This window comes from Burkholderia sp. 572, from assembly GCF_040545135.1.
GTDB lineage: Bacteria > Pseudomonadota > Gammaproteobacteria > Burkholderiales > Burkholderiaceae > Burkholderia > Burkholderia cepacia.
The window spans coordinates 1-25,671 of sequence record NZ_JBEPLH010000037.1 but is presented as its reverse complement, the minus strand read 5'-3'; the positions used below and the strand labels follow the sequence as shown (position 1 = coordinate 25,671).

The following is a 25,671-nucleotide window of genomic DNA, read 5'->3' as shown; positions in this document are numbered from 1 at the left end:
GCAACACCTACATCGCAATCGCTGTGCCATGCTGCCGTGTTTCATAAAATAAATATGTAAATCAATGGTTTATGTTTCGATTTGGCTTGTGCCGGCGCGCTTCGAGTCGGCTAAGCAAGCCAGCGACTCCTTTCAGATAGGTCAAGATTGACTCGTCAGCTGGCAAGCTATTGAAATCAAAGAGGAAAAATCTGGGTCATTCTTGACTTGGCCGGGTCAGGAATGACCCGGCTGTCATTGCAGCAACGTGCCTGGCAGCGCGAAACCGTGGAACAAGCGCTGGGTGAACGGGTTATTGCTCTTGTCCGCGGTGATTCGGTAACGCATGCTGCCATCGCTGGCCGTAAAGCTGAGGTCGACGGTGGTAGCCGTTGCGCCATTGAGTCGTGCCTGACTCAGCAGGCGGAACAGCGACCATGAGCCTTTGTAGACCAGGCTGCTGCTGTTGCCATCGCCGTTGACGAGCGTCATGCGGCTTTCCGGGCTACCGCCAAGCGTGTTGGGCCAGATGACGCCGACAGTCTCGCTGGGCCCGTGGTTATAGGTGATAAGTTGTCCTTGGATATTCAGCACGCTGCTCCGTCGAGTGGGTGCCAGGCCAAGCGGCTCGAGGGTGAAATGCACGGCCATCGCACCGCGGCTGTTGAAGAAGGCATCGCGGATCCGATCGGCTGCTTCCAGCTGCTTTGGCACATCGGTGCGCATCAGGTAGCCCCCTCGACGCTCTGAATAGAGTGCTTCCAGGTTGTCGTCCAGGAACAGCTTCAGGTACTTGTCCTTGAAGTCCTGCAACTTGCCTTGTGGGCCGAAGAAGGCGGTGAAGTCCTCGACGGAGGCATCGGTGCGACTGTTCGGATTGAACGGATAGAAGTTGGCCAGGCGCTGGCTATAGAAGCTGAAGACCTCGGCATTCCAGCGCTTTTCGAGCTCGCGCAGCGCCTCGATCAGCAGCACGTCGGAGGATTCGTCAGCCAGTTTCTTTACCTGGCGATTGAGGGGCTCCGGCAGGCCGGTAGCCACCCGATGCAGATTGCCCAGCGGATCGGTGCCGCGCAGCGCAAAGCGATCCAGCATCACCGCCAGCGCCGCTTTCCCCCGGTCCGGGCTGTCCTGTACCTTCACCAACATATCCTGGACGCTGCCGATGGCCTGCATCGTCTCGTCCAGATAGGAAGGCTTCTCGCCCTTGGCTTCAAGCAATGCCGTCAGCGGGGTGAACGCCTGAGCGATCTTGGCGATCTCCTGGGCTTCGCCGTCGGGGCCGCTCTTTGCCGCGGTGGCAGTGCCTTCGGTCCGCGCCGCGTCCGACGCCGCCTTGGACGTCAGATCGGTGTTGTCGCGCACGGTTTCCAGAAGCCTGCGCAGGGGCGCCGCCGGGCTGTTCACGGCGCCGAGCACGTTGGCTGCGGTGCCGATATCGTCGAAATTGGCGACCTCGAGCTGGTTTAACCCGCGGCGCCAATTCTCGATGTAGTCACGGCTGTACAGCGCGCGGACACGCGCGACGAGGGCTTGCTTGTCTGCTTCCGAATAGTCGACGTTCCGCCGTTCGCCCAGCACCCATTGGTCAATGACGGCCAGCGCGGCGACATCCTGATTGCGCGGCTCGAAGTAGTTGCGATAGCCCTTGGCGGTCAGCAGCGCGTCGATGCGCGTACCGTGGTGTTCGCCACCCTCGGCTGCAGCGGTTGTGGATTGGTAGACGATGTCATAGGCCGGACCGATCTCATTACGCAGATCCAGTGGTGTCCGCAGGACGTCGCCTGCTTGGCTGCGCATCGCCATGTAAATGCGCTGCGGCGAGGGAATCTGCCGCAATTGCCGCTGCACATCGGATACCCGGGCGGCATACTGCGGGAGCGACACATCGGCATACTTCAGCGCGTAATCGAGATGGCTCGACAAGGCGCGTTGCACCGGCGCCTCGCCAGGAAATGCCGCCTGCCACTCCTTTCTCATCCAGTCTTCCACGAAGGGAGCGCGGCGGTTGGCCCGGTCCTCGATCATGCGATACACCCGAAGGGCGCTGAGCTGCGCATCCGAACCATCCGCTGCGGCGTTCAGTTGCGTCATGACTCCGCCGGCCAATTGCGGCAGGAAGCGTGTCGAAAGCAAGCGCAGATAGGCTTCGTCCACCTTCGGGCCGATTTTGCGCCCCTGGTACAAACCCATGCCGGATACCAGCGGCCATGCATCCCGGTAGTCGCCGTAGACGGCCACCGCATCGCGAAGCTGGTCCAGCGGCAGCAGCAGATTGCGTCCGGTCGGGTCCTGACCGCCGTCGATCGCATTGCTGGCGAACGTTCGGCTTTTCTCCAGCACGCTCGCCACCAGTGCGCGGTTCACGGTGTAGTAGTGATACCAGCCGCCGATCACGACCGCGCTGCCTAGCGCCGCGACGCCGAAGCCCACGGCCAGATTCCGTTTCTTGTCGGCCAGCACCTTCAGGTTGTCACCGGCCAGGCCGGCTTCCGGATAAATGACCCGCTGGAATACCTGTTGGGCAAAGTACACCATGGAGCGTCCCGCCGGCTGTGCCATGGGTACCAGCGTTCGCACACCGTAAGTCTGCGAGGCATTGTCGACGAAAGCGTTGTGCAGTAACCCCTGCTGATGAACCGAAGAGAAATACACGCCTCGCGGCAAGGCGGGGGTGCCGTAGCGATCGCTGCCCAGCACGTCGTCGAGGAAATTGAACAGCACGGTGCGCATGCCGGCTATTTGCCCGACAAAGGAGAACAGCGCTTCGCGTATCGGCAGCGACTTCGCATCGTTCAACACATCGAAGACCTGATTGTTCAGGCCATCGATGAAGTCGGTGTAGCGCTGGCTGAGCTCTGTCTGCCAGGCGTCATACTGTCGCGCTGAATCCAGCGTGAAGGTGAACCCGAAAATGTCCTCCCGTTCCGCCTTCGGCAGCCTGGCGAAGAACTGCTCGAAACCCTCCAGCAGGTCGAACTTGCTGAGGACGACATACAGCGGCGGACGCGTTCCGAGATGCCGGCTCAGTTCCGCCAGGCGCGTGCGCAAGAGGACGGCCAGTGCCTTGCGCTCACTGGCGTTCTGGCCCAGCAGCGAGGGCAGATCGACGATCAGCACCACGCCGTTGAGCGGCCGTCGCGAGCGGTTCTTGCCCAGCCAGTCGATCAGATGCTGCCAGAGGCGGGCCCGAGTCTCGGGCGGCTCTCCAAGCTGCTCGGGCGCCGGCGCTTCTTCAGTGTCGGTCGTCGATGCCCCCGTGGGGGCATGTTCCTCTGCGGGAAACTGGCTGATCAACTCTCCGGGCGGGTCGATCAGCACAGCCTGGTCGCCCATCCACCAATCGGTCCGGTAGATCAGGTCGGGGTCGATGAACGTGCCATGACCGCCAGCCTTGATCTCGCCCGTGAGCGAGAAGTTCTGGCCGCTGCGGTTGATGAAGCTGGTCTTGCCGGCGTCCTCTTGCCCGAGCACGAGATACCACGGCAACTGGTACAGGCCCTGACGGCCTCGCAGGTGGGAGCGCAACACCGTCAGGTTGGCGTCCAGGGACTTCTCCTGGGCGCGGATATGGACAAGCACGGGGTCTTCCTTGACGGCACTGGCTTGTTGACGCTCGGCTTCCAGCCGGCGGTTCCTGGCCCGCAGGACCAGGGCCCAGGCCACCAAGGGAATCATCAGCAGGGCAAAGGTCAGCCCGACCCGGGCGCCCAGGCTCGCCAGAGGATGCCGATCACGCCAGGCCCACTGCGGCCCTAGCCACCAGATGGCTAACAACAGGAATAGCAGCCCCAGTACCAGCAGCAGTGGCATGCCGCCCTTGACCCAACGCAGCAGGGGGGCGGCATATCGTTTGAGCAACGACCAGTATTTCATTTTCTCTCTCCTTGCGACTGGCTTCGTCCATGTTCGTTTTCCTGAGGCGCCGGGACATGTTTGGCGAGGTGTTGGAACAGTTCAGGTTCCCATTGATCCACCGTGACGCCCTTCATCAACCGGCTGGCATTGGCATAGAGTTCTTCGGCCAGCCAATCCAAACCCCGTGACTTCAGCAGGTCCGCCGCGATCACGGTTGCGTGGCAACGATGACGTGGGCCACCAGACGAAGCCTGGTGCGCCTGCAGTCGGCGCAGCACGGGTTCAACACCTTCGGTGTCCAACCGGCTGGCCAGTTCCTCGCGTAAATCCACGAACTCTTGCGGTGCGCCGGCATCGGCAGGCCGCGCTTCGGCGCTGCCGATCCAACCCAAGGTGTCGCTGTCGACGAAGGGCCGGCCGTCGGCAAAGCGAAGGTCGCTCAAGCCGGGAATGCGCAACAGGAAGCGTTCGGCTGCGTGACGGATGGCTTCAGCCACAGCCGGCATTTCCAGACGGGTCGCCATGGCCGCCGCGAAGAAGCTGCCGCGCAACCAGTAGGGAGAACTGGTCACGCTCTTTTCCACGCGCCGCAACACCACCGGGCTGACCGAATTGGTCGAGATCGCCTCGAGATAGGCCTCTTCGGTATCGACCGGCACGCACATCAGTTCCGTGAACTGGTCGCGCTTCGCGGGCGGTGCGGCCCGCAGGTGTGCCCATAGCGCGAAGCGCCGCAACTGGTAGCCGGTGGGATCGTAGATGTCCTGCTCGTTGATGAACTCCGCCATCGCCAACAGCGTCCGGCGCCCCTCGCGTTCATCGCCGGACCTCGGTATCTCGCTCGGCTGGAAGAATGCGTCGCTCAGCGCGCGCCCACCTTGCTGACCGTCACTCGGCTTGAGAACCACCGGCTCCGGGAACAGGGTGCTTTCGACATGCCGGTGCATCTGCGCTTCCAGCCGGGACAGCATCGATACATCCAACTGCGCCGCGATTGCTTCTGCCTGCAATCGGTCGAAGGCCTGTTGCGCCCGATCGTGCAGCCCGGGGTTGTAGGTCTTCTGATCCAGCGTCTCCAATGTCTGGCTCAGTCGCTCCACCAGCAAGGCGACCAGCTTGCGTTTGGCCAGCAGGCCACGCGGCCCGGGTTTGGGCTGGCCGTTTTCCCAGTAGCGCTCGACCATGCCGGCCAGCACCAGCGTCGCCTCGGTCCAGTGGGGCCAGGTGCGGGGGCGAAGGCGGGCCGTGACCAGATGCCCGGCCACGCGGAAGTGCTTGCACTGGCTGCTCAGGTACTGACGCGAGGCCTCATCGACATAAGACCAGTCGATACTGCCTTCCTGCAGGCTGCCGAGCTTGACCATTTCATGCTCGATACCCTGATACGTTTCGTCTTCCTCATCGAATACGCCGGCCGGCTGTTTGGCGTCAAGCGGGCCGAGCAATGCGTCCAGATCCAGGGGAGGCAGGTTGATCACCAGTGACAGGCCTCACGCTGTTGTTTCATCAGGTTATGCAGGTTGGTTGCATCGAACAGCAGCCCGGAGAACGGCGCATAGTCGCTCTCGACCTGCAGGCGGCCGCCAGCCTTGACCAGGTAGCGCAGTTGTTCGATGGCGATCAGGCCCCGCCCCGCGTCCACGACCGTGCCGTCCTCCAGTACCTGCCACGGCACCGAGGCCGAGATGGGATGCCCGTCCAGCAGTAACCGGATGTTCATCCGGTTGGGCGTGATCGGCTGGTTTTCCAGCAACTGCAGACGCGAGATGTTCGACAGGCAACTGATCGCCAGGATCGGCGGCGCGGTAGCGCCGCCCAACGCCGGAGCGGACATCACCACGCTCCACCGCCCCGGTACAGCCTCCTCAGTGCGCGACAGCCGGAATCCCGTCTCGCCCGCGGCGCGTTTCGCCTCGTTGAGGCGGACCAGCTCGACGATCGCTGGCGTTGTCGCCGGCTTCTGGCTGTCGGCTCTTGTCGGTGCCTCGTTGTGTTGCGTGGCAGGAGTCGCCGCAACCGGTGCTGGTGGCGTTCCCGCAAGGGCATCGAAGCAGGCCAGCCGTTCAACCGCAGACACAATGGCGGTACAGGTTTTCATGGCTGCCGGGGCCGCTGTGGACGGACCGGTGGCGGCCCCCGGTTTGCCGGCGTCACATCCGGCCACGAGCGCTGCGCAAACCATGGCGATGCTCAGTGATCTCATTGTGCTGAGTCCTCCTGAAAAATGTTCCAGCGCTGGCATCTTCGTGCCAGCGTGCGTTTGGGGATGCCCAGGCTTTGCGCGGCGCGCGCGCGCGAACCGTTTGCCTGACGCAGGCGTTCGCTTATCAGGTGGCATTCGAAAGCCGCCAGCGCACCGGGCAGGTCGTTGGTCTCCCAGAGATCGTGCAGCGGCATCGTCGACGGGGTGGGGAGGGGGGGAGTGCGTGGAGCAGGGGAGCGCAGCTCGCGCAATGCCTGTGGCGCGATGTCCTGGCCGCGCTCGGTGCGCTCGGCTGCCACCAGTACAAGGTTGCGCAGTTCCCGGACATTGCCGGGTAGCGGGTGCATCTGCAGCATGCGCAACGCCTCGGCGCTGATGCCCGGGATGTGAGTCTGTCGCTCGCGGTTGTATTGCAGCAGCACGTGCTCGGCCAGAACGGGAATATCCTCCGGACGCTCGCGCAACGCAGGCACGTGCAGGCATTGCTGGCGGATGCGAAAGTACAGATCCTCCCGAAAGCTCCCTTCCGCGATGCGTTGAAGCAACGGCTGGTGGGTGGCGCATATCAGGCGGAAATCGGAATGACGCTCCTGCGTCGCGCCCACCGGACGGTACTTTTTCTCGTTCAGCACGCGCAGCAGCCGTCCCTGCAATTCCAGCGGCATGTCGCCGATCTCATCGAGGAACAGCGTGCCGCCGTCGGCCTCCGCCACGAGCCCCGCGCGTGCCTGGCTGGCGCCGGTGAAGGCACCTCGCTCGTTGCCGAACAGCTCCGCCTCGATCAGCTCCTTGGGGATGGCCGCGCAGTTCACCGGCACGAACTTGCCTTGGCGGCTTCCCGTCTGGTGAATGAGCCAGGCCGCGTGATCCTTGCCCGCGCCTGTTTCTCCGGTGATCAGAATGGCCAGGTTCGAGTCCGTCATGCTCAGCATGTCGCTGCGCAGTTCACGGACCGCCGGGCTCACGCCGACGAACTCCGCCGCCAATAGCCTGGCTGCTCGCTCCCGTGTGCGGGTATGCACCTGCGCGCGCATGGCGTCGGCGGAACGGGCCCGCGCCGCGTCGCCCAGGTTCTGCTGAAGTCCGGAGAACAGGCGCTCATGGATTTGCAGCAGCGCCTGCCACAGCGCGGACTCGCGCAATGCGTGCAGTGCCGAGGGATTGCCCAGCAGCGCCAGGACCGCGAAGGCATGCTGATTGGCATCGCGCAGCGGCAGGATCCAGGCGCCGTCCCCGGGCATGAAACGCTCGCGCAGCCGCTCGAAAGAGCTGCCCACGCCGACCACGCCGGCGATGTGCTCGACCTTGCAGGGATGACCGCTGACCAGGCCGTAGACCAGCGGATTGTCCAACTCGCCCATATCCAGCTCCGGCAGAGCAGACGCTTTTTCCGGCACGCAGGACAGCGGCCGCAGGCAGTCACTCGTCTGATCCAGGCGATAGCACATCCCCAGGCGCAACGAGCCGCTATTCACAGCTGCTTGCAGGAGCACCGTCGCCAGCCCGTCGGGATGAGTCGCCCAGGTCATGTCGCGCGCAATGCGCGCGACCTCGATCGGATCCAGTTGCCGCGGCATCGTCATTCCACGACGGCCTCGAAAGCGTTGCCGCTCCACGACAGCTCGGCACGCCGGAAGGCCGTGCCCTCGGCCAGACGCTGCAGGACGGACAACGACAGCGGTGGCAACAACTCGCCGTCGATGCTCGCATCCAGCATGCGTGCACCGTTCTGGTGGCGGGTGGAGCGCCGGCGCAGTTCCTCGCTGGCGCTCGCGGACACCGACAAGACGGCGTCATAGCGCTGGGTGAACTGCGTCATCAGCCTTTGCAAGCGGCTTTCCACGATATTCCCGAGCACGCGATCGTCCAGATAGCGATAGGGCACGACCTGCATTCTCGCCAGCAGTGCCGGCTTGAAGAATTGCGAGAGGCGTTCGCGAAGAGCGGCCTCGTCCTGGTCGGTCAGCTCGTTTTCCTGTTGGTCGAATCCCAGGTTCGAGGTCAGGAAGAACAGCACATTCTTGCAGTCGATCAATCGACCCTCGCCGTCGGCAAGCTCACCTTTGTCGAAGGCCTGATAGAAGATGTTCAGCACGTCCGGGTGCGCCTTCTCGACCTCATCGAGCAGGACCACCGAGTAGGGCTGTTTGCGGATCGCCTCGGTCAGCACGCCGCCTTCCCCATAGCCGACGTATCCCGGCGGCGCGCCGAGCAGGCGCGACACGGTGTGCTTCTCCTGAAACTCGGACATGTTGATCGTCGTCAGGAACTGCTTGCCGCCGAACAGCGAATCGGCCAGGGCCAGGGCGGTTTCCGTCTTGCCCACGCCGCTGGGGCCTACCAGCAGGAAGGCGCCGAGCGGCGTGCCGGGACGCCGCAGGTCCGCCATCGCGGTCAGCAGATGCCGGTGAATGTGCTCGATGGCGGCGTCCTGCCCCTTGACCCGTTCCCGCAGCATTTCCGGCAAGCCCCCGAGGCGCGCCATCTGGTCGCTGCTGATGGTTGTCGCCGGAATGCCGGTCCAGTCGGCGATGACCTGCGCGACCTGCTCGCGGCCTACCTCCGCATGCAGCAGTGCGCTTGGGCGTTGCAGCGCCGCCAGCTCCATCACCTTGGTCGATAGTTGTTTGGAGCGTTCGTCATCGTCTGGGGCGCCGTCGGCCGCCAGCGACGACCGTAGCGTCCGGATTTCATCGACAAGCGGCTTTTGGCGTGACCATGCGGTTTGCAACGCATCCATCTTGCCCTGAACCTCGCGGCGCGCGTTGTCCAGTACCTCGAGCCGTTGCGCGTCAGCGTGCAGGCCGGCACGCCGATCCCGTTGCAGCAGCGCTGACTCCGCGTCGATCTGCAACAGTTCGTGCTCCAGCGCCCGCAATCGCCTGGGTGATTCGGCAAGTGCCGTCGCCACCCGCGCGCAAGCCGTGTCAAGCACGTCGATGGCCTTGTCGGGCAACTGCCGGCCCGACAAGTAGCGCGCCGAAAGCCCGGCAGCGGCCTGTAGGGCCTCGTCGGAGATGTAGACCCCGTGAGCGCGCTCGTAAGTGTTCCGTAGCCCCCGCAGGATATGGACAGCCGTCTCGGGGCTCGGCTCGTCGAGCTTGACCAGCTGGAAGCGCCGGCTGAGGGCCGCGTCCTTCTCGAAGAACTTCTTGTATTCCGACCAGGTGGTGGCCGCGATCGTGCGGAGTTCTCCCCGGGCCAGCGCCGGTTTGAGCAGGTTGGCGCCGTCGCTGCCGCCAGCGGCATTGCCCGCGCCGATCAGCGTGTGCGCTTCGTCGATGAACAGGATGATCGGCGTGGCGGCGGTCTTCACTTCGTCGATGACCGCTTTCAGCCGTTTCTCGAATTCGCCCTTGACCGACGCGCCGGCCTGTAGTGCGCCCAGATCCAATCCCCACAGCGTCACGGAGCGCAGCGGCTCGGGTACGTGCCCCTGGACGATGCGCAGCGCCAGGCCTTCTATGACCGCGCTTTTGCCAACGCCGGCGTCCCCTACGACGATCGGGTTGTTCGTGCGGCGGCGCGACAGGATGTCGATCATCAGATCGATTTCTCCATCGCGGCACAGCACCGGGTCCAGCCGTCCTTCACGCGCCTGGGCGGTGAAATCATGGCCGTACCTGGCCAGCGCCGAATCGGTTGCCGCGATGGCGGGCGACGGGACGCGCTCCGCCACTTGGGGCGTTTCCGCCGAGGTCGCGACCAACGACAGGAAGTCCTTGCGCCAGGCTTCCCGGTTGACGCGGTCGAACAGACGCACGGCGGACAGTGGCAGATAGCGGCCAGGGTTGAGCAGCGCGGCCAGGAAGAGGCTGCCGCCGCGGATGGCGTCCTGGTTCCATTCCAGCGAACCCAACAGCCAGGCCTCCTGCAACAGCTCGACCAGCAACGGCGAGAACGCGGGGTATTGCCCTCCTGTGGATTCCTGGTTCGGGAAGTTGGCCGACAGCGCCTGGCGCACGGCGTCCGGATCCAGCCCGGCCTGCCGCAATAGCAGCCGGACGTCCCCCAACGGCAGGTCCACCAGCTTGAGCAGCACGTGCGGCACCGTGACTTCGGCGCCTTGCTGGCTGATGCACAGGCTCGCGGCCTCTTCCAGGGCTTGTCGAGAGGGAGGGTTCAAGCGGTCGAAGACTGCCGAGAGTTCAATTCGGATCATGAAGCACAGCCCATCAAGGATGGTTGGAAACGAGTCGTTGCACGCAGCTATATCAGTGGTGCAGGGAATGGTTGGCCCATTAAGGAAACATAATATTGCCGATTAGTAAATGAGATATTTATTGTTTTGTGCGTGGAAAATTATTGCTGAATGTCATGTTTTTTCTTGTCTCGTTTTTGGATGATATTCCGCGGTTATTTTGAGTGAAATTTCAGACATGTCTTATTGACGATGCAGCGGAGCGAGGTCAATTATTCAGGCGGGCCGCGTATGGCTGAATATGTCTGGTAAGCGCTTCTGAGAGCCATGGTTTCCGATGGCCAAGGAATATTGGGGATGATTTCCCAGGCAGATTCCGAACCAGTTCGGTCATGCTGCGGTTTACGGCTGAGAGCGAATTTCCAGCATCCTCAAGAAATAAGGATAAGGAGCATTTATGGCGAAGAGCACGGCATCGGTAGCCCCGAAGGAACGAATCAATATCAAATACGTTCCGGCAACAGGTAATCAGCAGGCGGAGATCGAGCTGCCTTTGAATATGCTGGTGATTGGCGATTTCAAGGGGCGCGAAGAAGAGACCGCTCTCGAAGACAGGCCGGTGGTGCGTGTGGACAAGGACAACTTCAACGATGTGCTCAGCGAGGCGGGCGTGGCGTTGAAAACCACCGTTCCGTTGCGCCTTGGAAATGCCGGTGCCGACGACGCGCTGACCGTCGACCTTCAGTTCAGGCACATCAAGGATTTCAGTCCCGATGCCGTCGCCCGGCAGGTACCCGAGTTGCGCAAGCTCCTGGAATTGCGCGAGGCGCTGGTAGCCCTCAAGGGGCCCATGGGTAACGTGCCCGCCTTCCGCAAGCAGTTGCAGGCCCTGCTCGGGGATGAGGCTGCGCGGAGCAAGCTCGCGCAGGAGCTGAGCCAGGCGCTCGAGGGCTCGTCCGACTGACGCGCCTCCCGCGGCACATCACACCTTCCAATATCTCCGCGGCTTCAAGGAAACGAACATGAAAACCGAAAGCGCTGTTGTTGCCCGGGCTGAAACGGCCCAATCCCGGGGTCTGCTCGAACAGATCATGGCGCAGACGCGCATCGAGCCCAGTCACGAGGGCTATGCCGTCGCCGAACGCGGCGTTGCCGCCTTCATTGCCGAAATGCTCAAGACGGACGATCGCGAGCAGCCCATCAGCAAGCTGCTGGTGGACGGCATGATTGCCCGGCTCGACGAGCAACTCACCGCGCAGATGGACGAGATTCTCCACGATCCGTCGTTCCAGAACCTGGAGTCCCACTGGCGTCAGCTCAAGCTCCTGGCCGACAACACCGATACACGCGAGAACATCAGGATCGGCTTCATGCACGTCGGCAAGGCCGAGTTGCTGGAAGACTTCGAGGGTGCCGGCGATATCACCCGTAGCGGCCTCTACAAGCATGCGTACACGGCGGGTTATGGCCAGTTCGGCGGCGAGCCGGTGGGCTGCATGGTCAGCAGCTACACCTTCGGCCCTTCGGCGCCGGACATCAAGCTGCTGGGCTACGTGGCCGCGGTCGGCGCCATGGCCCACGCGCCGTTCCTGGGTGCCGCCGGTCCCGAGTTCCTGAACGTGGAGAGCTTCCAGGAACTGCCCAACCTGAAGGAAATCGGCGATATCTTCGAAGGCCCGCGTTTCGCCAAATGGCGCAGCCTGCGCGAGTCCGAGGATGCGCGCTACCTGGGCCTGACCATGCCGCGCTTCCTGCTGCGCCAGCCCTACGACCCGCTGGACAACCCGACGCGCACCTTCGTCTACCGCGAAGGCATCGACGGTAACCACGCCAACTACCTGTGGGGCAATACCTCGTTCCTGCTCGCCAACCGCATCACCGACAGCTTTGCCAAATACCGCTGGTGTCCGAACATCATTGGCCCGCTGTCCGGCGGGGCGGTGGATGATCTGCCGGTTCACCTGTACGAGTCCCTCGGCCAGTTGCAAGCCAAGATCCCCACTGAAGTCCTGGTGTCGGACCGCCGCGAGTTCGAACTCGCCGAAGCCGGATTTATCCCGCTGACCATGCGCAAGGACAGCGACAACGCCGCTTTCTTCTCCGCCAACTCGGTGCAAAAGCCCAAGATTTTCCCGAAGACGGAGGAGGGCCAGGCCGCGCAGACGAACTACAAGCTCGGCACGCAACTGCCGTACATGTTCATCGTCAACCGGCTGGCGCATTACCTGAAGGTGCTGCAGCGCGAGCAGATCGGTAGCTGGAAAGAGCGCCAGGACCTCGAGCGGGAGCTGAACAACTGGCTCAAGCAATACATCGCCGACCAGGAAAGCCCCTCGGCCGACGTGCGCAGCCGCCGTCCGCTGCGAGCGGCCCGCGTGATCGTGCAGGATGTGGCCGGCGATCCGGGCTGGTATCAGGTGTCGCTCGCGGTGCGTCCGCACTTCAAGTACATGGGTGCCAACTTCGAACTGTCCCTGGTCGGCAGGCTCGACAAGGAATGACGAGAGCCTAGACCATGCCGAGAACGCTCGGACAGGGAAGTTTGTTCGAGCGGCTCGATCCCGAGCTTCCGTTGCGACGTCTACGAACGAGCCAGGATCTGGCCGCCGAGCGCATCCAGGCCATCAAGCGGCATATCGAGTGGGTGCTCAATGCCCGGCAGGGCTGTTCGTCCAGCAGTCCTGAACTGGGTCTGCCCGATTTCAACGATGTCGCGGTCGGCAGCACAGATCTTCGGCACCGTTTGAGCGAGCACATCCAGGCCGTGGTCAACGAGTTCGAGCCGCGGGTCAAGGTGACTCGCGTGCAGCCACTCACGGATGCCGTGCGCCCGATGGATCTGCATTTCAGGCTGCACTGCCTGGTGCCGGTTCGCAACGCATACGAAAGCATCGAGCTCGACCTGGTGCTTCAGCATCACAACAGGACCGCGCGGTTTACCTGATCCGCCGCGCAATCCGCAATGGAAAGTCGTTGCCATGACATTACGCCGCAAGTTCCGAGAAGAGCTCGACTACTTACGTCGCTTCGGCCGCGAGTTTTCCCGTGACAATCCGCAACTCTCCCGTTTTCTTGGCGGGGAGAGCAGTGACCCTGATGTCGAGCGCCTGCTCGAAGGCTTCGGCTTCCTGACCGCCAAGCTGCGGCTCAAGATCGAAGACGATCTGCCCGAGCTGACTCACTCGATGCTGCAGCTGCTGTGGCCGAACTACCTTCGGCCGCTACCAAGCTCGACCATCGTCTGCTTCGAGCCGGTCGAAACCGCCATCACGCAGCGGCAAACCGTTCCGAAGGGAACCCTCGTGTTGTCCCGCCCGGTCGATGGCGTCCAGTGTCGCTTTCGCACCTGCGCGGACGTTCACCTGTTGCCGCTCAAGATGACCCGGGTGAGCGACGCCCACTCGCGTGAAAAGTCGATCCTGACGGTCGAGCTGACGTTCCTGACCGATAACCCGCCCAGCCTCATGGACTGCGACCGGCTGGATTTCCAGCTCAGTGGCGACGACACCACCGCGCAGACCCTCTATCTCTGGTTGGCCCAGTACCTTGACAAGGTCAGGGTGGACCTTGACGGCAAGGCATTCTCGCTGCCCAACCGACAGGTGGAGTTTCCCGGTTTTGCGGAGGATGAAGCCCTGCTGCCGTATCCGAAAAATGCGTTCGACGGCTACCGGATATTGCAGGAATACTTCGTTTTTCCCCAGCGTTTCCATTGCTTCCGGTTGAGCGGCTTGGCGCCGTTCTGGCCGTCCACCAGCCAGGAGACGGTACGGATCGAGTTCCACTTCAACCGACCGATGCCGCCGGGCATTCGCCTGCGCGATGGCGACCTTGCCTTGTACTGCACCCCGGCGGTCAACCTGTTCGCCCATGACGCCGAGCCGCTCAGGATCGACGGCAAGGTCGCGCAACAGCCGGTCTACCCCACGGGGCAGCGGCCGCATGCCTACGAGATCTTCAGCATCGACGAAGTTCGCGGGCTGCGTCGCTGCGCCGATGGGCGACGTGGCGACCGGCTGCGGACCTTCCGCCCCTTCGAGTCGATGGCGCACGAAGTCGAGCATGCCGAAGGCCGTACCGCGATCTACTACCGAACCCACATCGGCAACGCGCTTGACGGCAGCGGTCTCGACCACGCTGTCTCCTTCGTGCGCGCCGACGAAAGCGAGTATGTGGACCAGACCGAAACGGTCTCGCTGTCGCTCACCTGCACCAATCGCGACCTTCCGCTGGCACTGGACGTGGGCGACATCTGCGAAGGATCGGAGAGGGCGCCATCCTACAGCCGCTGTCGCAACATCACGCGTCCGACGCCATCCTATCGCCCGGTGCTGGACGGCGATCTTCAGTGGAGCCTCATTTCCAACCTGTCGCTGAACTACCTGTCTCTGCTTTCGGCCGAGCCACTCAAGGCGGTTCTGCGTGCCTACGACTTCGCCGCGTTGCATGACATCCAGCATGCACGGGCCAGCAGCAAGCGCCTGGCTGGCATCGGCGAGGCCGAGACCAAACCGATGGACTGGCTCATGAAGGGCCTGCCCATCCGTGGCCTGAAGACGGTGCTGCATCTGGATCAGGATGCCTTCCTCTGCGAAGGGGACCTTTATCTGTTCGGCAGCGTGCTGAGCCACTTCCTTGCGCTCTACGCCAGCATCAACTCCTTCCATGTGCTGGAAGTCATCAACATCAGCAACAACGAGCACTATCAATGGCCATTGCAGATCGGCAAGCAACCCCTGATCTAGCCATCGCCGATGCGGTGCTCGCCAGCGCGAAGGCCTACGATTTCTTCCGCTTGCTGGAGCAGTTGCATGCGCTGCACGGCGACGACCTGGAAGCGAGCGATCCGCTCGGGGATGCCCATTGGCGCATCCGCCTGGGCAGCTCGGCGGCACTGGCGTTTCCGGCATCGGACATCAGCTTCGCCGCGCGTATGCCCGACAGCTCCGCCAGCGACTACCAGGTGCAGGCCAACTTCTTCGGGCTGCACGGCCCTGACTCGCCGCTGCCGGGCTACTACCTGGACCGTCTGGCCTATGAGCATGGGCAGGGCACCGGCATTCGTCCGGCCTTCCTCGACTTCTTTCACCACCGCCTGCTCACGCTGCTGCACCGGGCATGGCGCAAGTACCGCTACCACATCCGCTTCCGCAGCGAAGCCAGCGATGGCTTCTCCCGCTATGTATTTGCCCTCGTTGGCCTGGGCAACGGTGACTTGCGCGGCGCGACACCGTTGCCCTGGAGCCGCCTGCTCAGTTTCGCCGGCTCCATCATCAACCGCAGCCGCTCTGCGTCGATGGTCGCGGGCATCGTGGCCGATTGCTTCGCCCTGAAATCCGTTCAGGTGCGCGAGTTCGAGATTCGCTACGTTGACATCCCGTCCGGGCAGCGCCTGTCGTTGGGCAAGCGTAATGGCGAGGTCGGCGACAGCTTCGTGATCGGCAAGCGGGTACGTGCCTGCCACAACAAGTTCACCGTCGTCATCTCCGATCTCGACCAGGAGCGCTTCCGCCACTTCCTGCCCAGCGGAGAAGACTTCGCACGCCTGCGCAAGCTCATGGAATTCCTGCTGCGTGACCCGATGGCCTTCGACCTGGAACTGCGGCTTCGCCCGGCGGAAGTCGAGTCCTTCAACCTGAGCCGGGAGCGTGGCTCGCATCTTGGCTGGACCACTTTCGTCAACGGTGATGACGCCGCTCGAACCCCCGTGCGTATCAAGGTGCGACTATGAACACGCCCATTCCACCAACAAGCCAGGCGCCGGCAGGCATGCAGCGCCTCGAACTCCTCGTTGCCAATACCCATGCCCTGCGTGCCGGCAGCACTGCACGGCATAACTTCGGCCACGCTGGCGGCACCATCGGCAGTCGTGGTGCCGACTGGCTGCTCGATGACGGCCAAGGCCAGGTGCAGGCGATTCACTGCGAGATCACCTGGATCGACAACAGCTACTGCGTGCGCGACCAGAGTGGCGCCACCCGCGTCAACGACGCCGAGACGCCATTGAGGCGAGGCACGGCCGCGCGTCTGCGCGACGGCGACGTGCTGCATATCGGCGCCTATCAGGTCACCGTCCATCTGCAGACATCCGAAGCGCATCTGACCAACAGCCAGCCGCTGCTCCAGCGTTCGGTCGGCGAGTTGCTCAACGAGCCGGGCGCTGGCCTGCCCCCCACGGCCGAGACCGACAGATCGCTGGATGCGAGGCCGCGCCAGCCCGATTTCCGGGCCTTCGATGATCTTGCGAGGGAGCGCCGGCCCGCAGAGGAACGCGATCCGCTGTCCGCCCTGGATGCCGAGCAACAGCGATGTGAGCCGGTACTCGGCGTTGCCCCGCTGGACCCTACGAACTACGGCCTCAGTCCCGGCCAGACCCAGGCCAACCACGCCCGTACCCGATTCGAAGCCGTGTCCGGCTCACCGAAGACCTTATCTGGAGAATCCACGATGTCGCAGTCCTACTCGCGTGCCGTCTCGACCGGCGACGCCAATGCCCTGATCCAGCCCTTGGTGGAAGGGCTGGGGGCCTCGGTCGGCGTGGTCGATCCGCAGATGGGACACGCGCTCTTGCAGGAGATTGGCAGGACGTTGAGCGCCGTCATTCACGGCATCACTGCCTTGCAGCATACCCAGGACGGCAAGCCGCGCAATCTGGCGCCGCTGGCCCGTACGCTCCAGCCCATCGAGGACAACCCCCTGCGCCTGGGGCTGGGCTACCCGGAGACTGTGCGCGCGTTGTTCTCCAGCGAGCGCAGCGTCGTGCACCTGTCGCCGTCCGCCGCCGTGGAGGAAAGCCTCGCCCAGGTTCAACGGCACCAGACCGCGTTGATCGAGGCTATCGAGGCCAGCCTCCAGGCCCTGTTACGTGCCTTCACCCCGGAGCAACTGCAGCAGCGCTTCCAGCGCTATCGGGCGGCCCAGGTCCAGCAAACCGAGGCAGCGGACTGGAACTGGCAGATGTACATCCACTACTACAACGAGCTGGCGTCGTCTCGTCAGCAAGGCTTCGAGAAACTGTTCTGGGAAGTCTTCGAACAGGCCTATGACCGAGCCCTGCGTCAGGAGCCGCGATGAAGTGGCTCGTCTGGGCGCTGATGCCACTGCTGATGCTCACGGGATGCAGCGCCATCGGAAATGTCTTCAAGAAGACGGGGCAGGTTCTGATGGACCCGTCCATCCAGGTGGGCGTGGATGATGACCAGCCGACCCAGATCGGCCTCAGCCTGTATGCCGACCACGACGTCAATCCCAATGGGCAGCATCAGGTGCCCGAGTTCGACGTTACCGACGAGCAGGACGCGGAAGACGGCCCCTATGCCGTGCGCTTCGTCAGCGCCAGCAAGCCGGAGCTTCTCGAAAACCTCGGACTGCTTGTCAAGCAACTGCGCGCCGGCGCCGATGCTTCCGCCTTTGTCGCGCGGCCCGCGGCCGGGGTCGGCGCGCCGGTCGCGCGTCCGCGAGCCGGGCAGTCGAGCGAGCAGGTGATGGTGCCGCCGCTACCGACAGTGCCTCCGTTACCGAACATGGGGGCAGCCGGTCGGCAGGGTCTCGAACTGGGGCAGTACGACGCCAATGGCCGCCGTCATAGCTTCGCGTCGTCGACCGCTCAGTCGAGGCCGGCCAAGGCACCCGGAACCCCGATCGCCTTCAAGGTCCTGCAGCTCAAGGACGACTCCGTGCTGCTCAATGCCGACCCGGATCAACTGCGCAAGGACCTGAAGAAGACCCTGGGCGGCACCTACCTTGCCGCCGACGATTACCTGTTGTTGCCCGGACAGTTCAAATTCGTGCCCTTCGGCGAGGTTCGCGACGGCACGCGCTTCATCGCCGCCATCGCGGACTTCCACGATGCGAACGCGGTGGCCTGGAAGCAGGTCATGCCGATCGAACCAAAAGGCCGCAAGTATTCCTTACTGGTCAAGTTGAGCGAAACGAGCGTGAGCCTGACACGCGAGGGGCGGCCCGCGCTACCCGCGACACCCGCGCCGGCTGCCTGCCCCGTGCTGTCCGCACCCGTCAAAAGAGCCTCCAGGCAGCCGACCTCGAAGTTGCCGGCAACGGCGGCCGTTCCGCCGCTGCCGGCGGGGCCGTTGCCTTCGGCTCCGAACCTGCCGGCCGCTTCCAACCAATCCCGAATCCAGGTAACGCCATGACTTCACGCAACGCCGTTCTCTGGGGTGAAGGACTGTTCGTCCAACCCCAGCACTTCCAGCAGCAGGCCCGCGCCGCCGAGTACCACGCCAACCAGCGACTGGACAGCGTCAGGGATCATCTCTACGGCTTCAGCGAGCTGGAACTCAACCACGAGTACCTGGCCTTCGGCAAGGTAGCCATCGTGCGGGCGCGCGGCGTGATGCCAGACGGCACCGTCATCGACATTCCCGGCGAGCAGCCCGCGCCGGAGCCCCTGGCCATCACCGATGCCAGCGTGGCCAATCAGACGGTCTACCTTACGCTGCCGCTCAAGCAGGACAGCGGCCTCGAAGTCCGCTGGCCGGACACCTACGTCAACGCACGCTACGTGGCCCGCACGGAGGCCGTGCGCGACACGCACAGCCTCGAAGGCGATCACCAGCCGGTGGACCTCGTGGTCCCCAACCTTCAGTTCGCTCTGGAGCAGCAGGACCGCAGCGCCTTCACCGGCATCGCCATGTGCCGAATCCTCGACCGCCGCCCGGACGGCAGCCTGGTGCTGGACGACAGCGGGTTCTACCCCACCAGCCTGTCCGTGAACGCCATCGCGCCGCTGCATCGCTTCGTCGGCGAGGTGGCCGGGTTGATGCGCGAGCGAGCCAAGAGCATCGCCGAGCGCATCGGCTCTGCCGGGCAGTCGGGCGTGGCCGACATCACAGACTTCAACCTGCTGCAGGTCATCAACCGCCTGCAGCCCTGGTTCGGCTATCTGTCGCGCAAGCGGCATGTGCATCCCGAGGATCTCTACGTGGCCTTCATCCAGGCCTGCGGCGAACTGGTCACCTTCACCGACGAAGGCCGTTTGCCGCAGGAGTACCCGGCCTATCAGCACGACGATCCGCGCGTGTCCTTCCGCATGCTCATGGATACCCTGCGGCGGACCCTGAGCACCGTGCTCCAGCCCCGCGCGGTGTCGCTGCCGATCATCGAGCAGCGCTACGGCACGCTGACCGCCGAGGTGCACGATCGCACGCTGATCGAAAGCGCGGAATTCGTGCTCGCCGTGCGCGCCCGGATGTCCGGGGACGACCTGCGTCAGTTGTTCGTCCAGCAAGCCAAGGTCACCTCGATGGAGCGCCTCGGTGAACTGGTCAGCCTGCAACTGCCCGGCATTCCGCTCAAGCAATTGCACGTGGCGCCGCGCTATCTGCCGTATCACGCCGGGTTCATTTATTTCGAACTCGATCGCACGCATCCGGCGTGGCAGGTCATGACGCAACAGACATCCGGCTTCGGCTTCCACGTTGCCGGCGACTTCCCCGAACTTGAAATGCAGTTCTGGGCCATCCGGAGCCAATGACATGACCACGACCATTTCCATCGACGACCCGCGCACGCTGCGCTCGCGCTCTCGTCCGGCTCCCGGCCAGGCCGCCGCGGACGAACTCAGCCAGACCGTCGGCTATGAACGGATCGAACAGCTCAACGGCGACCCGGACCTGAGTTTCCAGTTGCGAGGCCATGGCTGGAATCCTCTGGTGGACGGCTCGCAGCCGCTGCTGGGCCTGGTGATTCGCCTGCGCCGGCTGGAGCGCTGCGACGACATCGGCAAGCTCTATCAAACCGTGCGCGACCAGATCAGCGCGCTGGACGAGGAAATCCGCCAGCACAGCTACGACAGCGCCACCCAGCTGGCTTTCCGTTATGCGTTGTGCGCCTTCATCGACGAGGCCGTCATGGCTACGCCCTGGGGCGGCTCCGATTCGGTATGGGCCAAGCGCTCGCTGCTCAGCCACTTCCACAACGAAACGTGGGGCGGCGAGAAATTCTTCACGGTGCTCACCCGCATGCTCGTGGAGCCCGCCAAGTACCGGGATGTACTGGAGTTCAAGTACCTCTGCCTGTGTCTGGGCTTCACCGGCAAATACGGTGTGCGTAATAACCGCGATGAGTCGCTCAATCACATCATCGACCGGCTGCACCACGTGTTGCGCGGTTTGCGTGGCGACGTCCCGGAAAAGCTCACCGATGGCGGCCGCAATATCGCCACACGCCGTTACCGGCTCGGCGGACAACTGCCGTGGTGGACACCCTGGGCCTGCGCGCTGGTGCTGCTCACCGGCGCGTACACCTACTTCAGCGTTCAGCTGGACAGCAGCACCGGGCAGGTGCTGCGCGCACTCGACGCCACTCTCAAGCGCTAATTCAGGACCTCGCGGCAATCCACACCGGGCAATTTTTACTGATTGAGGAACACACCATGCCTCGACAATCCGATATGAGCTTCACCTTCAAGGCTGGGGGCCTCGAGTTCGATGTGGTTTCGTTCGAGCTGGAAGAGGGACTGAGCCAGCCGTTCACGCTGTCGGTCGATCTGGCCAGCACCGATCCGTCGATCGACTTCGCGGCCGTCCTCGACCAGCCCGCGCAGCTCACCATCTGGCGCGCCGACCAGCCCGTGCGCTACGTCCACGGCCTGGTCAGCGATTTCGAACAAGGGGACACCGGCTTTCGCCGCACCCGCTACCGCGCCGTGGTCGAGCCCAAGCTTGCGCGCACCGGCCTGTGCGCCGACTGGCGCATCTTCCAGCGGCAGAGTGTGCCGGACATCCTGTCGGCGGTGCTCAAGGAACACGAGATCACCGACTACGAACAGTTGGTGACCGAGACGCATCTGCCGCGTGAATACTGCGTGCAGGCGGGCGACAGCGACTTGCATTTCCTCGCCCGGCTGGCGGCGGAAGAAGGCTTCTACTACGCTTTTGCCTTTGCCGATGACAGCCACCGCCTGGTCCATGGAGACAATCTCTACATCTTCGGCTCCATCGATGGCGGCCCGGTCGAATACAACGCCACGCCGGGCGGCGACCAGCCCACGCCGGCGCTGCGGCGCTTGCGCTACAGCGAGCGCGTGCGTACCGCGCGGCAGACCCAGCGCGACTACACCTTCAAGCACCCGACCTATAACCAGGAGCATCAACACGACGGCGCGCAGCTCGATCACCAGAGCCAGGACTACGAGGTCTACCAGTTCCCCGGCCGCTACAAGGAAGACGCGGCGGGGCGGCCCTTCACCCGGACCCGCCTGCTCGGGCTGCGCGGCGACGCCCGCACCGCCGAAGTGGAAGGCGACGATGCGCGCCTGGTGCCCGGCCTGGCCTTCGACCTCACCGGCCATCCGCGCGCCGACCTCAACCGTGGCTGGCGGCCCCTGCGCATCAGGCACCGCGGCGTGCAGCACACCAGCCAGGCCGAGGAAAGCGCTGATGCGCAGCAGGGCACCCACTACAGCTACACCGCCGAGCTGATTCCCGATGATGTGGAATGGCGTCCCGCACCCATGGCCAAGCCGCGCATCGACGGCCCGCAGGTCGCCATCGTCGTCGGCCCGCCGGGCGAGGAAATCCACTGCGACGAGTGGGGCAGGGTCAAGGTCCAGTTCACCTGGGACCGGCAGGGCAAGTCCGAAGAGCACAGCTCCTGCTGGATCCGCGTCTCGCAGAACTGGGCCGGCGCCACCTGGGGGCACGTGGCCATCCCGCGCATCGGCCAGGAAGTCCTGGTCGGCAATATCGACGGCGATTGCGACCAGCCGATCATCATCGGCCGCACCTATATGGCCCTGCAGCGTCCGCCGTACGAGCTGCCGAAGCACAACATCCTCAGCACCATCAAGAGCAAGGAGCACAAGGCCGGGCGCAACAACGAACTGCTGTTCGACGACACCAATGGCGAGATCAGCACCACGCTGCGCAGTGACCAGGGTGCCAGTGCGCTCAACCTGGGCTACCTGGTCCACCCGCGCCCGGGCGGCGGCAAGGCGCGCGGCAAGGGCTTCGAGCTGCGCACCGACGAGCACGGCGCGGTGCGCGCCGGCTCCGGCCTGCTGCTGACCACCGAGCCGCGCCCGCATGCCAGCGAGCATCACAAGGACCTCAAGGAGACCGCCGCCCGCCTGGACGTGGCCGGCGAGCAGCAGGAGGGCTTCGGCACCCAGGCCCGTGAAGTTCAGGCGCAGGAGGCGGGTGACCAGGATACGGTCGCCAAGGCGCTGAAAAAGCAGCACCAGGGCATCGTCGGCAACGGCCCCGGCGATCCGGCGAGCAACAACTTTCCCGAATTCGCGCAGCCGTACGTCGTCGTCGCCAGCCCGGTGGGTATCGCCACCAGCACGCCGGGCTCGACCCATATCGCCAGCGGCGAGCACATTGCGCTCAGCAGTACGGAGCACATCAGCCTGACCAGCGGCAAGCGCCTGCTCGCCAGTGCCAGCCGTGGCATCCGCCTGTTCGTGCAGAGCATGGGTTACCGCCTGGTAGCCGCGGCGGGAGACATCGACATCCGCGCGCTGAAGGACAGCATCAACCTGCTGGCCAAGCTCAACATCACGTACACCGCCGAGCGCATCACGCTGAACGCCAAGACCGAGCTGGTCATCAACGGCGGCGGCAGCGCCACGGTGTACAACGCCGGCGGCATCACCCACCAGACCAGCGGGCGATACACGGGCCATGCGGCCAAGTTCAGCTACACCGGGCCCAAGAGCCGGGCGGCCAGCTTCCCCGAGCCACCCAAGCCTGGCCAGGGCAACCTCGAGCTGTTCAATCGTTACGCCAATCTGCGCGGCCTGGCGAACGGCGGTTTCGAAGTCGAGGACGCGCTCGGCAAAGTCTTCAAGGGCACGCTCGATTCAGCGGGCCGCAACGTGGTCTCCGGCGTGGCGCCGGGGCCGGCAAAGATTCGTTTTGGGCTTGACCCCGCCGACCCCTGGTCGGAGGCCAGCTATGTCGGCGTGCCCAAGTGGCCTGCGAATCCGCCCAGTGGCGGTATCGGCCAGGTCCAGGCTCTTGTCGCCGGCGCCATGCCGTCGCAGCCCAAGGCCTCCGCGCCCGTGCCAGCCATGGCGAAGTCCCTGAGCGCTGGCGCTCCGTCAGTGCCCGCTTCGGGCCCCGGCCGCTGGGTTACCACGGACAACGATTACCACGGCATCAAAAACACCGGCGTGATGTTCGTGAATCGCCTGACCTCCATGGGCGACGAGGGGCGCCTGTTCGGCTCCGACGGCAAGGACTACATGAACACCACGCGCGACAAGATCCAGAAGTGGACGCCGCTGCCTGCGGATGCCGACCAGTGGCTCAAGGACAACTCGGCCGTCCACGTCTACGGCGAGACCCGGAAGATCAAGCAACGCTATCTCGAAGGCGCCGATGCCTGGGCCATCGGCGGCAAGTCCTGGCATTGGCAACCCGGTGTTGCCGACGAAGTTCACGAAATCAAGGGGGTCAAACCATGAAAGAAACACGCCTGCTGCTCGAAAACACCCGCGCCAACGGCGCGGCGGTCAGCCATGGAAGTTACGAGGTTGAAGATGCCCAGGGGCCAGTCTTCAGCGGCACGCTGGACGAAGCCGGCCGCGCCCTTGTCGTTGACCTGGCTCCCGGCCCCGCGCGCGTACAGTCTGGCGACGACCCGGCCGCCCCCTGGGACAAGAGCAGCTATATCGGCACGCCGACGTGGCCCCCCACGCCGGTTCAGCGGACAGCGGCCAATCCGGATTCAAACCGGGAGGTGCCGTGGTGACGCGTCCGCTCTACCTGTTCTGGGGCGGGCTGGATCTGCTCTATCTGATTCGCTTCCTCTGGCTCAACTTCGCCGACGGACGCATTCCGCTGTACCACGACATCCAGGCATTCGGGCAATTGCACGAGCCGGGCGACCATGCGGCCGTCTGGCTCGGCCTGTCCCTGCTGCTCACCGTGTCCATCGCCGTGTCGGCCTGCCTGTTTCTGCGGGGCGGCCGCTACGCGCGGCCGCTGGCCTATGCCCAGGTGCCGCTGCGCCTGCTCTTGGCGGTGCCGTCTCTGTCATTCATTCCATGGCTATTGCACTTGGGCGAGGGATCGAGCCTGTCGCTCAACCTCGGGCTGCTGCTGGTATCCGAGGTGTTGAAGGTCATCACCCTGCGTCGGCACGGGCGCGCGAATGGTCCTGCCGCCCCCGCTGCATAGCGCTCCGCCCAATACCCCCCATTCATCACCGAGCACGGCCGTGGTCATGCCGTGCAAGCCAACCTACACCACGAGTCACGCATGGCAAGCCCGAACCCGCAGGAACAACAACGCGAACCCCAGGTGGCGGTCGCGCCGCTGAACACCGTCGATGCGCGCGACGTCAACCGCGGCGCCCGAGAGTTCGACCAGTGGCTGCGCAAGGTCAGCGATGGCGTGGTCACCCTCGACCGCATCCGTACCGTGGCGGGGTCGCTGCCCGTGGTCGGCAACATCATCGCCCTGGTCGACAGCCTGGGCGATATCGTCACCCTGTCGCAGGCCAAGGAGCGCCAACTGCTCGATTGGGTCAGCCTGGGCATCAACCTCATCGGCGTGCTGCCGGCGCCGCCGACCATGGCGGCAGCGCGCATGAGCCTGCGCCCGACCCTGTTCCTGGTGCGCCAGGAGCTGAAGCTGAATGGCAAATCGCTGCTCGGTGATGCCCTCGTCAACGTGCTCGTGGCCCACCTCAACGCCAGCATCGTGGGCGAGATCGACAAGTTCGCCAAGGAAGCCCAGGGCAAGCTCAACGGCATCCTCAAGGATGCGGGCGATTGGGGCGGCAAGGCGATTGTCGACATCGCAGGCGGTCTCGAAGCGCTTGCCAAGGGCAAACTCAACGCCTCCGGCGACGCCAAGGCAGCGGCCGAGCAAATGCGTGCCGCTGGCGACCAGTTGCTGCATGACCCCAAGGCCAGCATCAGCAACTTTCTCGGCGCCTTGTGGGGGGCCTATAAAGCCACCGGCAAGGCCGCCGCCAACGTTGCCGCCAAGGCCTTGCTCGACGAGCGCCAACGCGAACTGGTGCTCCGCAATACCGAGGCGCTGCGCAACTTCGCGCCGGAACTCAAGCGCCAGGTCACCAGCCTGGGCGACGAGAAAGTGGCCAACAGCATCGGCTATCTGCTCGCTTCCCTGGTCACCGCCTTGGCGCGCTGGCGCGCGCGGGGCGCTGCCGGCCAGAGCGCCAACGTCAAGCCCAAGACCACGAGCAAGGGAGAGAAAACGGGCTCGGAAGGCATGATCGAAGCCCATGCAAGGCAGCACCCCACCACGAACGACCCCAATCCGCCGAAGGACGGCTGTGCCTGCGCCAAGACCAACGGCAGCATCAGCTTCGCCATGGGCAGCGAGACGCTCAGCCACACAGACTTCACGCTCTCCGGGCCGTTCCCCCTCGACTGGACGCGCACCTACCGCTCCAGCCTGGGGGCCTACGATGCGGGAGAACTCGGCGCGCGCTGGATCACCCCCTACACCACGCGCCTCGACGTGGTTGGCGACGGCCTGCGTTACCACGGCGC

The 25,671-nt window shown here is 64.2% G+C and carries 18 protein-coding genes; 13 read left to right on the top strand and 5 right to left on the bottom strand.

Going from position 1 to position 25,671, the window contains the following annotated elements; translation table 11 throughout:
* Nucleotides 1-234: 234 nt before the first annotated feature.
* Genes tssM through tssH form a run of 5 tightly spaced genes read right to left on the bottom strand, consistent with a single transcriptional unit; the run spans nt 235 to nt 10,202 of the window.
* The gene (gene tssM, locus ABIC51_RS38305; protein WP_354007017.1) at nt 235-3,855 is read right to left on the bottom strand and encodes a type VI secretion system membrane subunit TssM; all 3,621 of its coding nucleotides are present in this window, start codon (nt 3,853-3,855) and stop codon (nt 235-237) included.
* Complete coding sequence (gene tssA / locus ABIC51_RS38300) at nt 3,852-5,315, bottom strand: type VI secretion system protein TssA (RefSeq protein ID WP_208451793.1); 1,464 nt, start codon at nt 5,313-5,315, stop codon at nt 3,852-3,854. Before tssA ends, tssM begins: the two co-directional genes overlap by 4 nt.
* Nucleotides 5,312-6,040 (bottom strand): type VI secretion system-associated protein VasI, encoded by a 729-nt coding sequence (vasI, locus tag ABIC51_RS38295; protein ID WP_208451794.1) that lies wholly within the window; start codon nt 6,038-6,040, stop codon nt 5,312-5,314. The genes tssA and vasI overlap by 4 nt, the downstream gene beginning before the upstream one ends.
* Nucleotides 6,037-7,617 (bottom strand): sigma-54 interaction domain-containing protein, encoded by a 1,581-nt coding sequence (locus ABIC51_RS38290; RefSeq protein ID WP_208451795.1) that lies wholly within the window; start codon nt 7,615-7,617, stop codon nt 6,037-6,039. The genes vasI and ABIC51_RS38290 overlap by 4 nt, the downstream gene beginning before the upstream one ends.
* Before the next feature lie 2 nt (nt 7,618-7,619).
* On the bottom strand, nt 7,620-10,202 hold the full coding sequence (gene tssH / locus ABIC51_RS38285) for a type VI secretion system ATPase TssH (RefSeq protein WP_354007016.1): 2,583 nt from the start codon (nt 10,200-10,202) through the stop codon (nt 7,620-7,622).
* Between the two features lie 436 nt (nt 10,203-10,638).
* Here tssH and tssB point away from each other — a divergent pair, with 436 nt between their 5' ends.
* From tssB to ABIC51_RS38220, 13 genes are all read left to right on the top strand, one after another.
* Entirely contained in the window at nt 10,639-11,145 is a 507-nt protein-coding gene (gene tssB / locus ABIC51_RS38280) for a type VI secretion system contractile sheath small subunit (protein WP_060175111.1), read from the top strand.
* Between the two features lie 58 nt (nt 11,146-11,203).
* The gene (gene tssC / locus ABIC51_RS38275; RefSeq protein WP_124536754.1) at nt 11,204-12,682 is read left to right on the top strand and encodes a type VI secretion system contractile sheath large subunit; all 1,479 of its coding nucleotides are present in this window, start codon (nt 11,204-11,206) and stop codon (nt 12,680-12,682) included.
* 14 nt (nt 12,683-12,696) lie between these two features.
* Nucleotides 12,697-13,125: a type VI secretion system baseplate subunit TssE gene (gene tssE, locus ABIC51_RS38270; protein WP_060175109.1), complete on the top strand. Its 429-nt coding sequence runs from the start codon at nt 12,697-12,699 to the stop codon at nt 13,123-13,125.
* A 34-nt stretch (nt 13,126-13,159) separates the two neighbouring features.
* On the top strand, nt 13,160-14,926 hold the full coding sequence (tssF, locus tag ABIC51_RS38265; protein ID WP_146254813.1) for a type VI secretion system baseplate subunit TssF: 1,767 nt from the start codon (nt 13,160-13,162) through the stop codon (nt 14,924-14,926).
* The gene (tssG, locus tag ABIC51_RS38260; RefSeq protein ID WP_146254814.1) at nt 14,890-15,912 is read left to right on the top strand and encodes a type VI secretion system baseplate subunit TssG; all 1,023 of its coding nucleotides are present in this window, start codon (nt 14,890-14,892) and stop codon (nt 15,910-15,912) included. Before tssF ends, tssG begins: the two co-directional genes overlap by 37 nt.
* On the top strand, nt 15,909-17,255 hold the full coding sequence (tagH, locus tag ABIC51_RS38255) for a type VI secretion system-associated FHA domain protein TagH (RefSeq protein ID WP_354007015.1): 1,347 nt from the start codon (nt 15,909-15,911) through the stop codon (nt 17,253-17,255). The genes tssG and tagH overlap by 4 nt, the downstream gene beginning before the upstream one ends.
* Nucleotides 17,252-18,334, top strand: coding sequence for a type VI secretion system lipoprotein TssJ (gene tssJ, locus ABIC51_RS38250; protein WP_354007014.1), 1,083 nt, complete (start codon nt 17,252-17,254; stop codon nt 18,332-18,334). Before tagH ends, tssJ begins: the two co-directional genes overlap by 4 nt.
* The gene (tssK, locus tag ABIC51_RS38245; RefSeq protein ID WP_060175104.1) at nt 18,331-19,674 is read left to right on the top strand and encodes a type VI secretion system baseplate subunit TssK; all 1,344 of its coding nucleotides are present in this window, start codon (nt 18,331-18,333) and stop codon (nt 19,672-19,674) included. The genes tssJ and tssK overlap by 4 nt, the downstream gene beginning before the upstream one ends.
* Nucleotide 19,675: 1 nt before the next feature.
* The gene (gene icmH, locus ABIC51_RS38240; RefSeq protein ID WP_146254816.1) at nt 19,676-20,518 is read left to right on the top strand and encodes a type IVB secretion system protein IcmH/DotU; all 843 of its coding nucleotides are present in this window, start codon (nt 19,676-19,678) and stop codon (nt 20,516-20,518) included.
* A 74-nt stretch (nt 20,519-20,592) separates the two neighbouring features.
* Nucleotides 20,593-23,610, top strand: a complete 3,018-nt coding sequence (locus ABIC51_RS38235) for a type VI secretion system Vgr family protein (RefSeq protein ID WP_354007013.1) — start codon at nt 20,593-20,595, stop codon at nt 23,608-23,610.
* On the top strand, nt 23,607-23,897 hold the full coding sequence (locus tag ABIC51_RS38230) for a hypothetical protein (protein ID WP_354007012.1): 291 nt from the start codon (nt 23,607-23,609) through the stop codon (nt 23,895-23,897). The genes ABIC51_RS38235 and ABIC51_RS38230 overlap by 4 nt, the downstream gene beginning before the upstream one ends.
* Nucleotides 23,894-24,325: an arginine:ornithine antiporter gene (locus ABIC51_RS38225; RefSeq protein WP_146254187.1), complete on the top strand. Its 432-nt coding sequence runs from the start codon at nt 23,894-23,896 to the stop codon at nt 24,323-24,325. Before ABIC51_RS38230 ends, ABIC51_RS38225 begins: the two co-directional genes overlap by 4 nt.
* A gap of 81 nt (nt 24,326-24,406) precedes the next feature.
* The coding region (locus ABIC51_RS38220) for a DUF6531 domain-containing protein (protein ID WP_354007011.1) at nt 24,407-25,671 on the top strand (1,265 nt) is incomplete at its 3' end.

What these genes read in the sequence shown, in the direction of transcription:
- tssE (WP_060175109.1), top strand. Translation starts at nt 12,697, where the DNA reads ATGCCGAGAACGCTCGGACAGGGAAGTTTGTTCGAGCGGCTCGATCCC.
- tssJ (WP_354007014.1), top strand. Translation starts at nt 17,252, where the DNA reads ATGAAGTGGCTCGTCTGGGCGCTGATGCCACTGCTGATGCTCACGGGA.
- tssF (WP_146254813.1), top strand. Translation starts at nt 13,160, where the DNA reads ATGACATTACGCCGCAAGTTCCGAGAAGAGCTCGACTACTTACGTCGC.
- ABIC51_RS38290 (WP_208451795.1), bottom strand. Translation starts at nt 7,617, where the DNA reads ATGCCGCGGCAACTGGATCCGATCGAGGTCGCGCGCATTGCGCGCGAC.
- tssB (WP_060175111.1), top strand. Translation starts at nt 10,639, where the DNA reads ATGGCGAAGAGCACGGCATCGGTAGCCCCGAAGGAACGAATCAATATC.
- ABIC51_RS38235 (WP_354007013.1), top strand. Translation starts at nt 20,593, where the DNA reads ATGAGCTTCACCTTCAAGGCTGGGGGCCTCGAGTTCGATGTGGTTTCG.
- tagH (WP_354007015.1), top strand. Translation starts at nt 15,909, where the DNA reads ATGAACACGCCCATTCCACCAACAAGCCAGGCGCCGGCAGGCATGCAG.
- tssG (WP_146254814.1), top strand. Translation starts at nt 14,890, where the DNA reads ATGGCCATTGCAGATCGGCAAGCAACCCCTGATCTAGCCATCGCCGAT.
- vasI (WP_208451794.1), bottom strand. Translation starts at nt 6,040, where the DNA reads ATGAGATCACTGAGCATCGCCATGGTTTGCGCAGCGCTCGTGGCCGGA.
- tssK (WP_060175104.1), top strand. Translation starts at nt 18,331, where the DNA reads ATGACTTCACGCAACGCCGTTCTCTGGGGTGAAGGACTGTTCGTCCAA.
- tssH (WP_354007016.1), bottom strand. Translation starts at nt 10,202, where the DNA reads ATGATCCGAATTGAACTCTCGGCAGTCTTCGACCGCTTGAACCCTCCC.
- tssC (WP_124536754.1), top strand. Translation starts at nt 11,204, where the DNA reads ATGAAAACCGAAAGCGCTGTTGTTGCCCGGGCTGAAACGGCCCAATCC.
- tssM (WP_354007017.1), bottom strand. Translation starts at nt 3,855, where the DNA reads ATGAAATACTGGTCGTTGCTCAAACGATATGCCGCCCCCCTGCTGCGT.
- ABIC51_RS38230 (WP_354007012.1), top strand. Translation starts at nt 23,607, where the DNA reads ATGAAAGAAACACGCCTGCTGCTCGAAAACACCCGCGCCAACGGCGCG.
- icmH (WP_146254816.1), top strand. Translation starts at nt 19,676, where the DNA reads ATGACCACGACCATTTCCATCGACGACCCGCGCACGCTGCGCTCGCGC.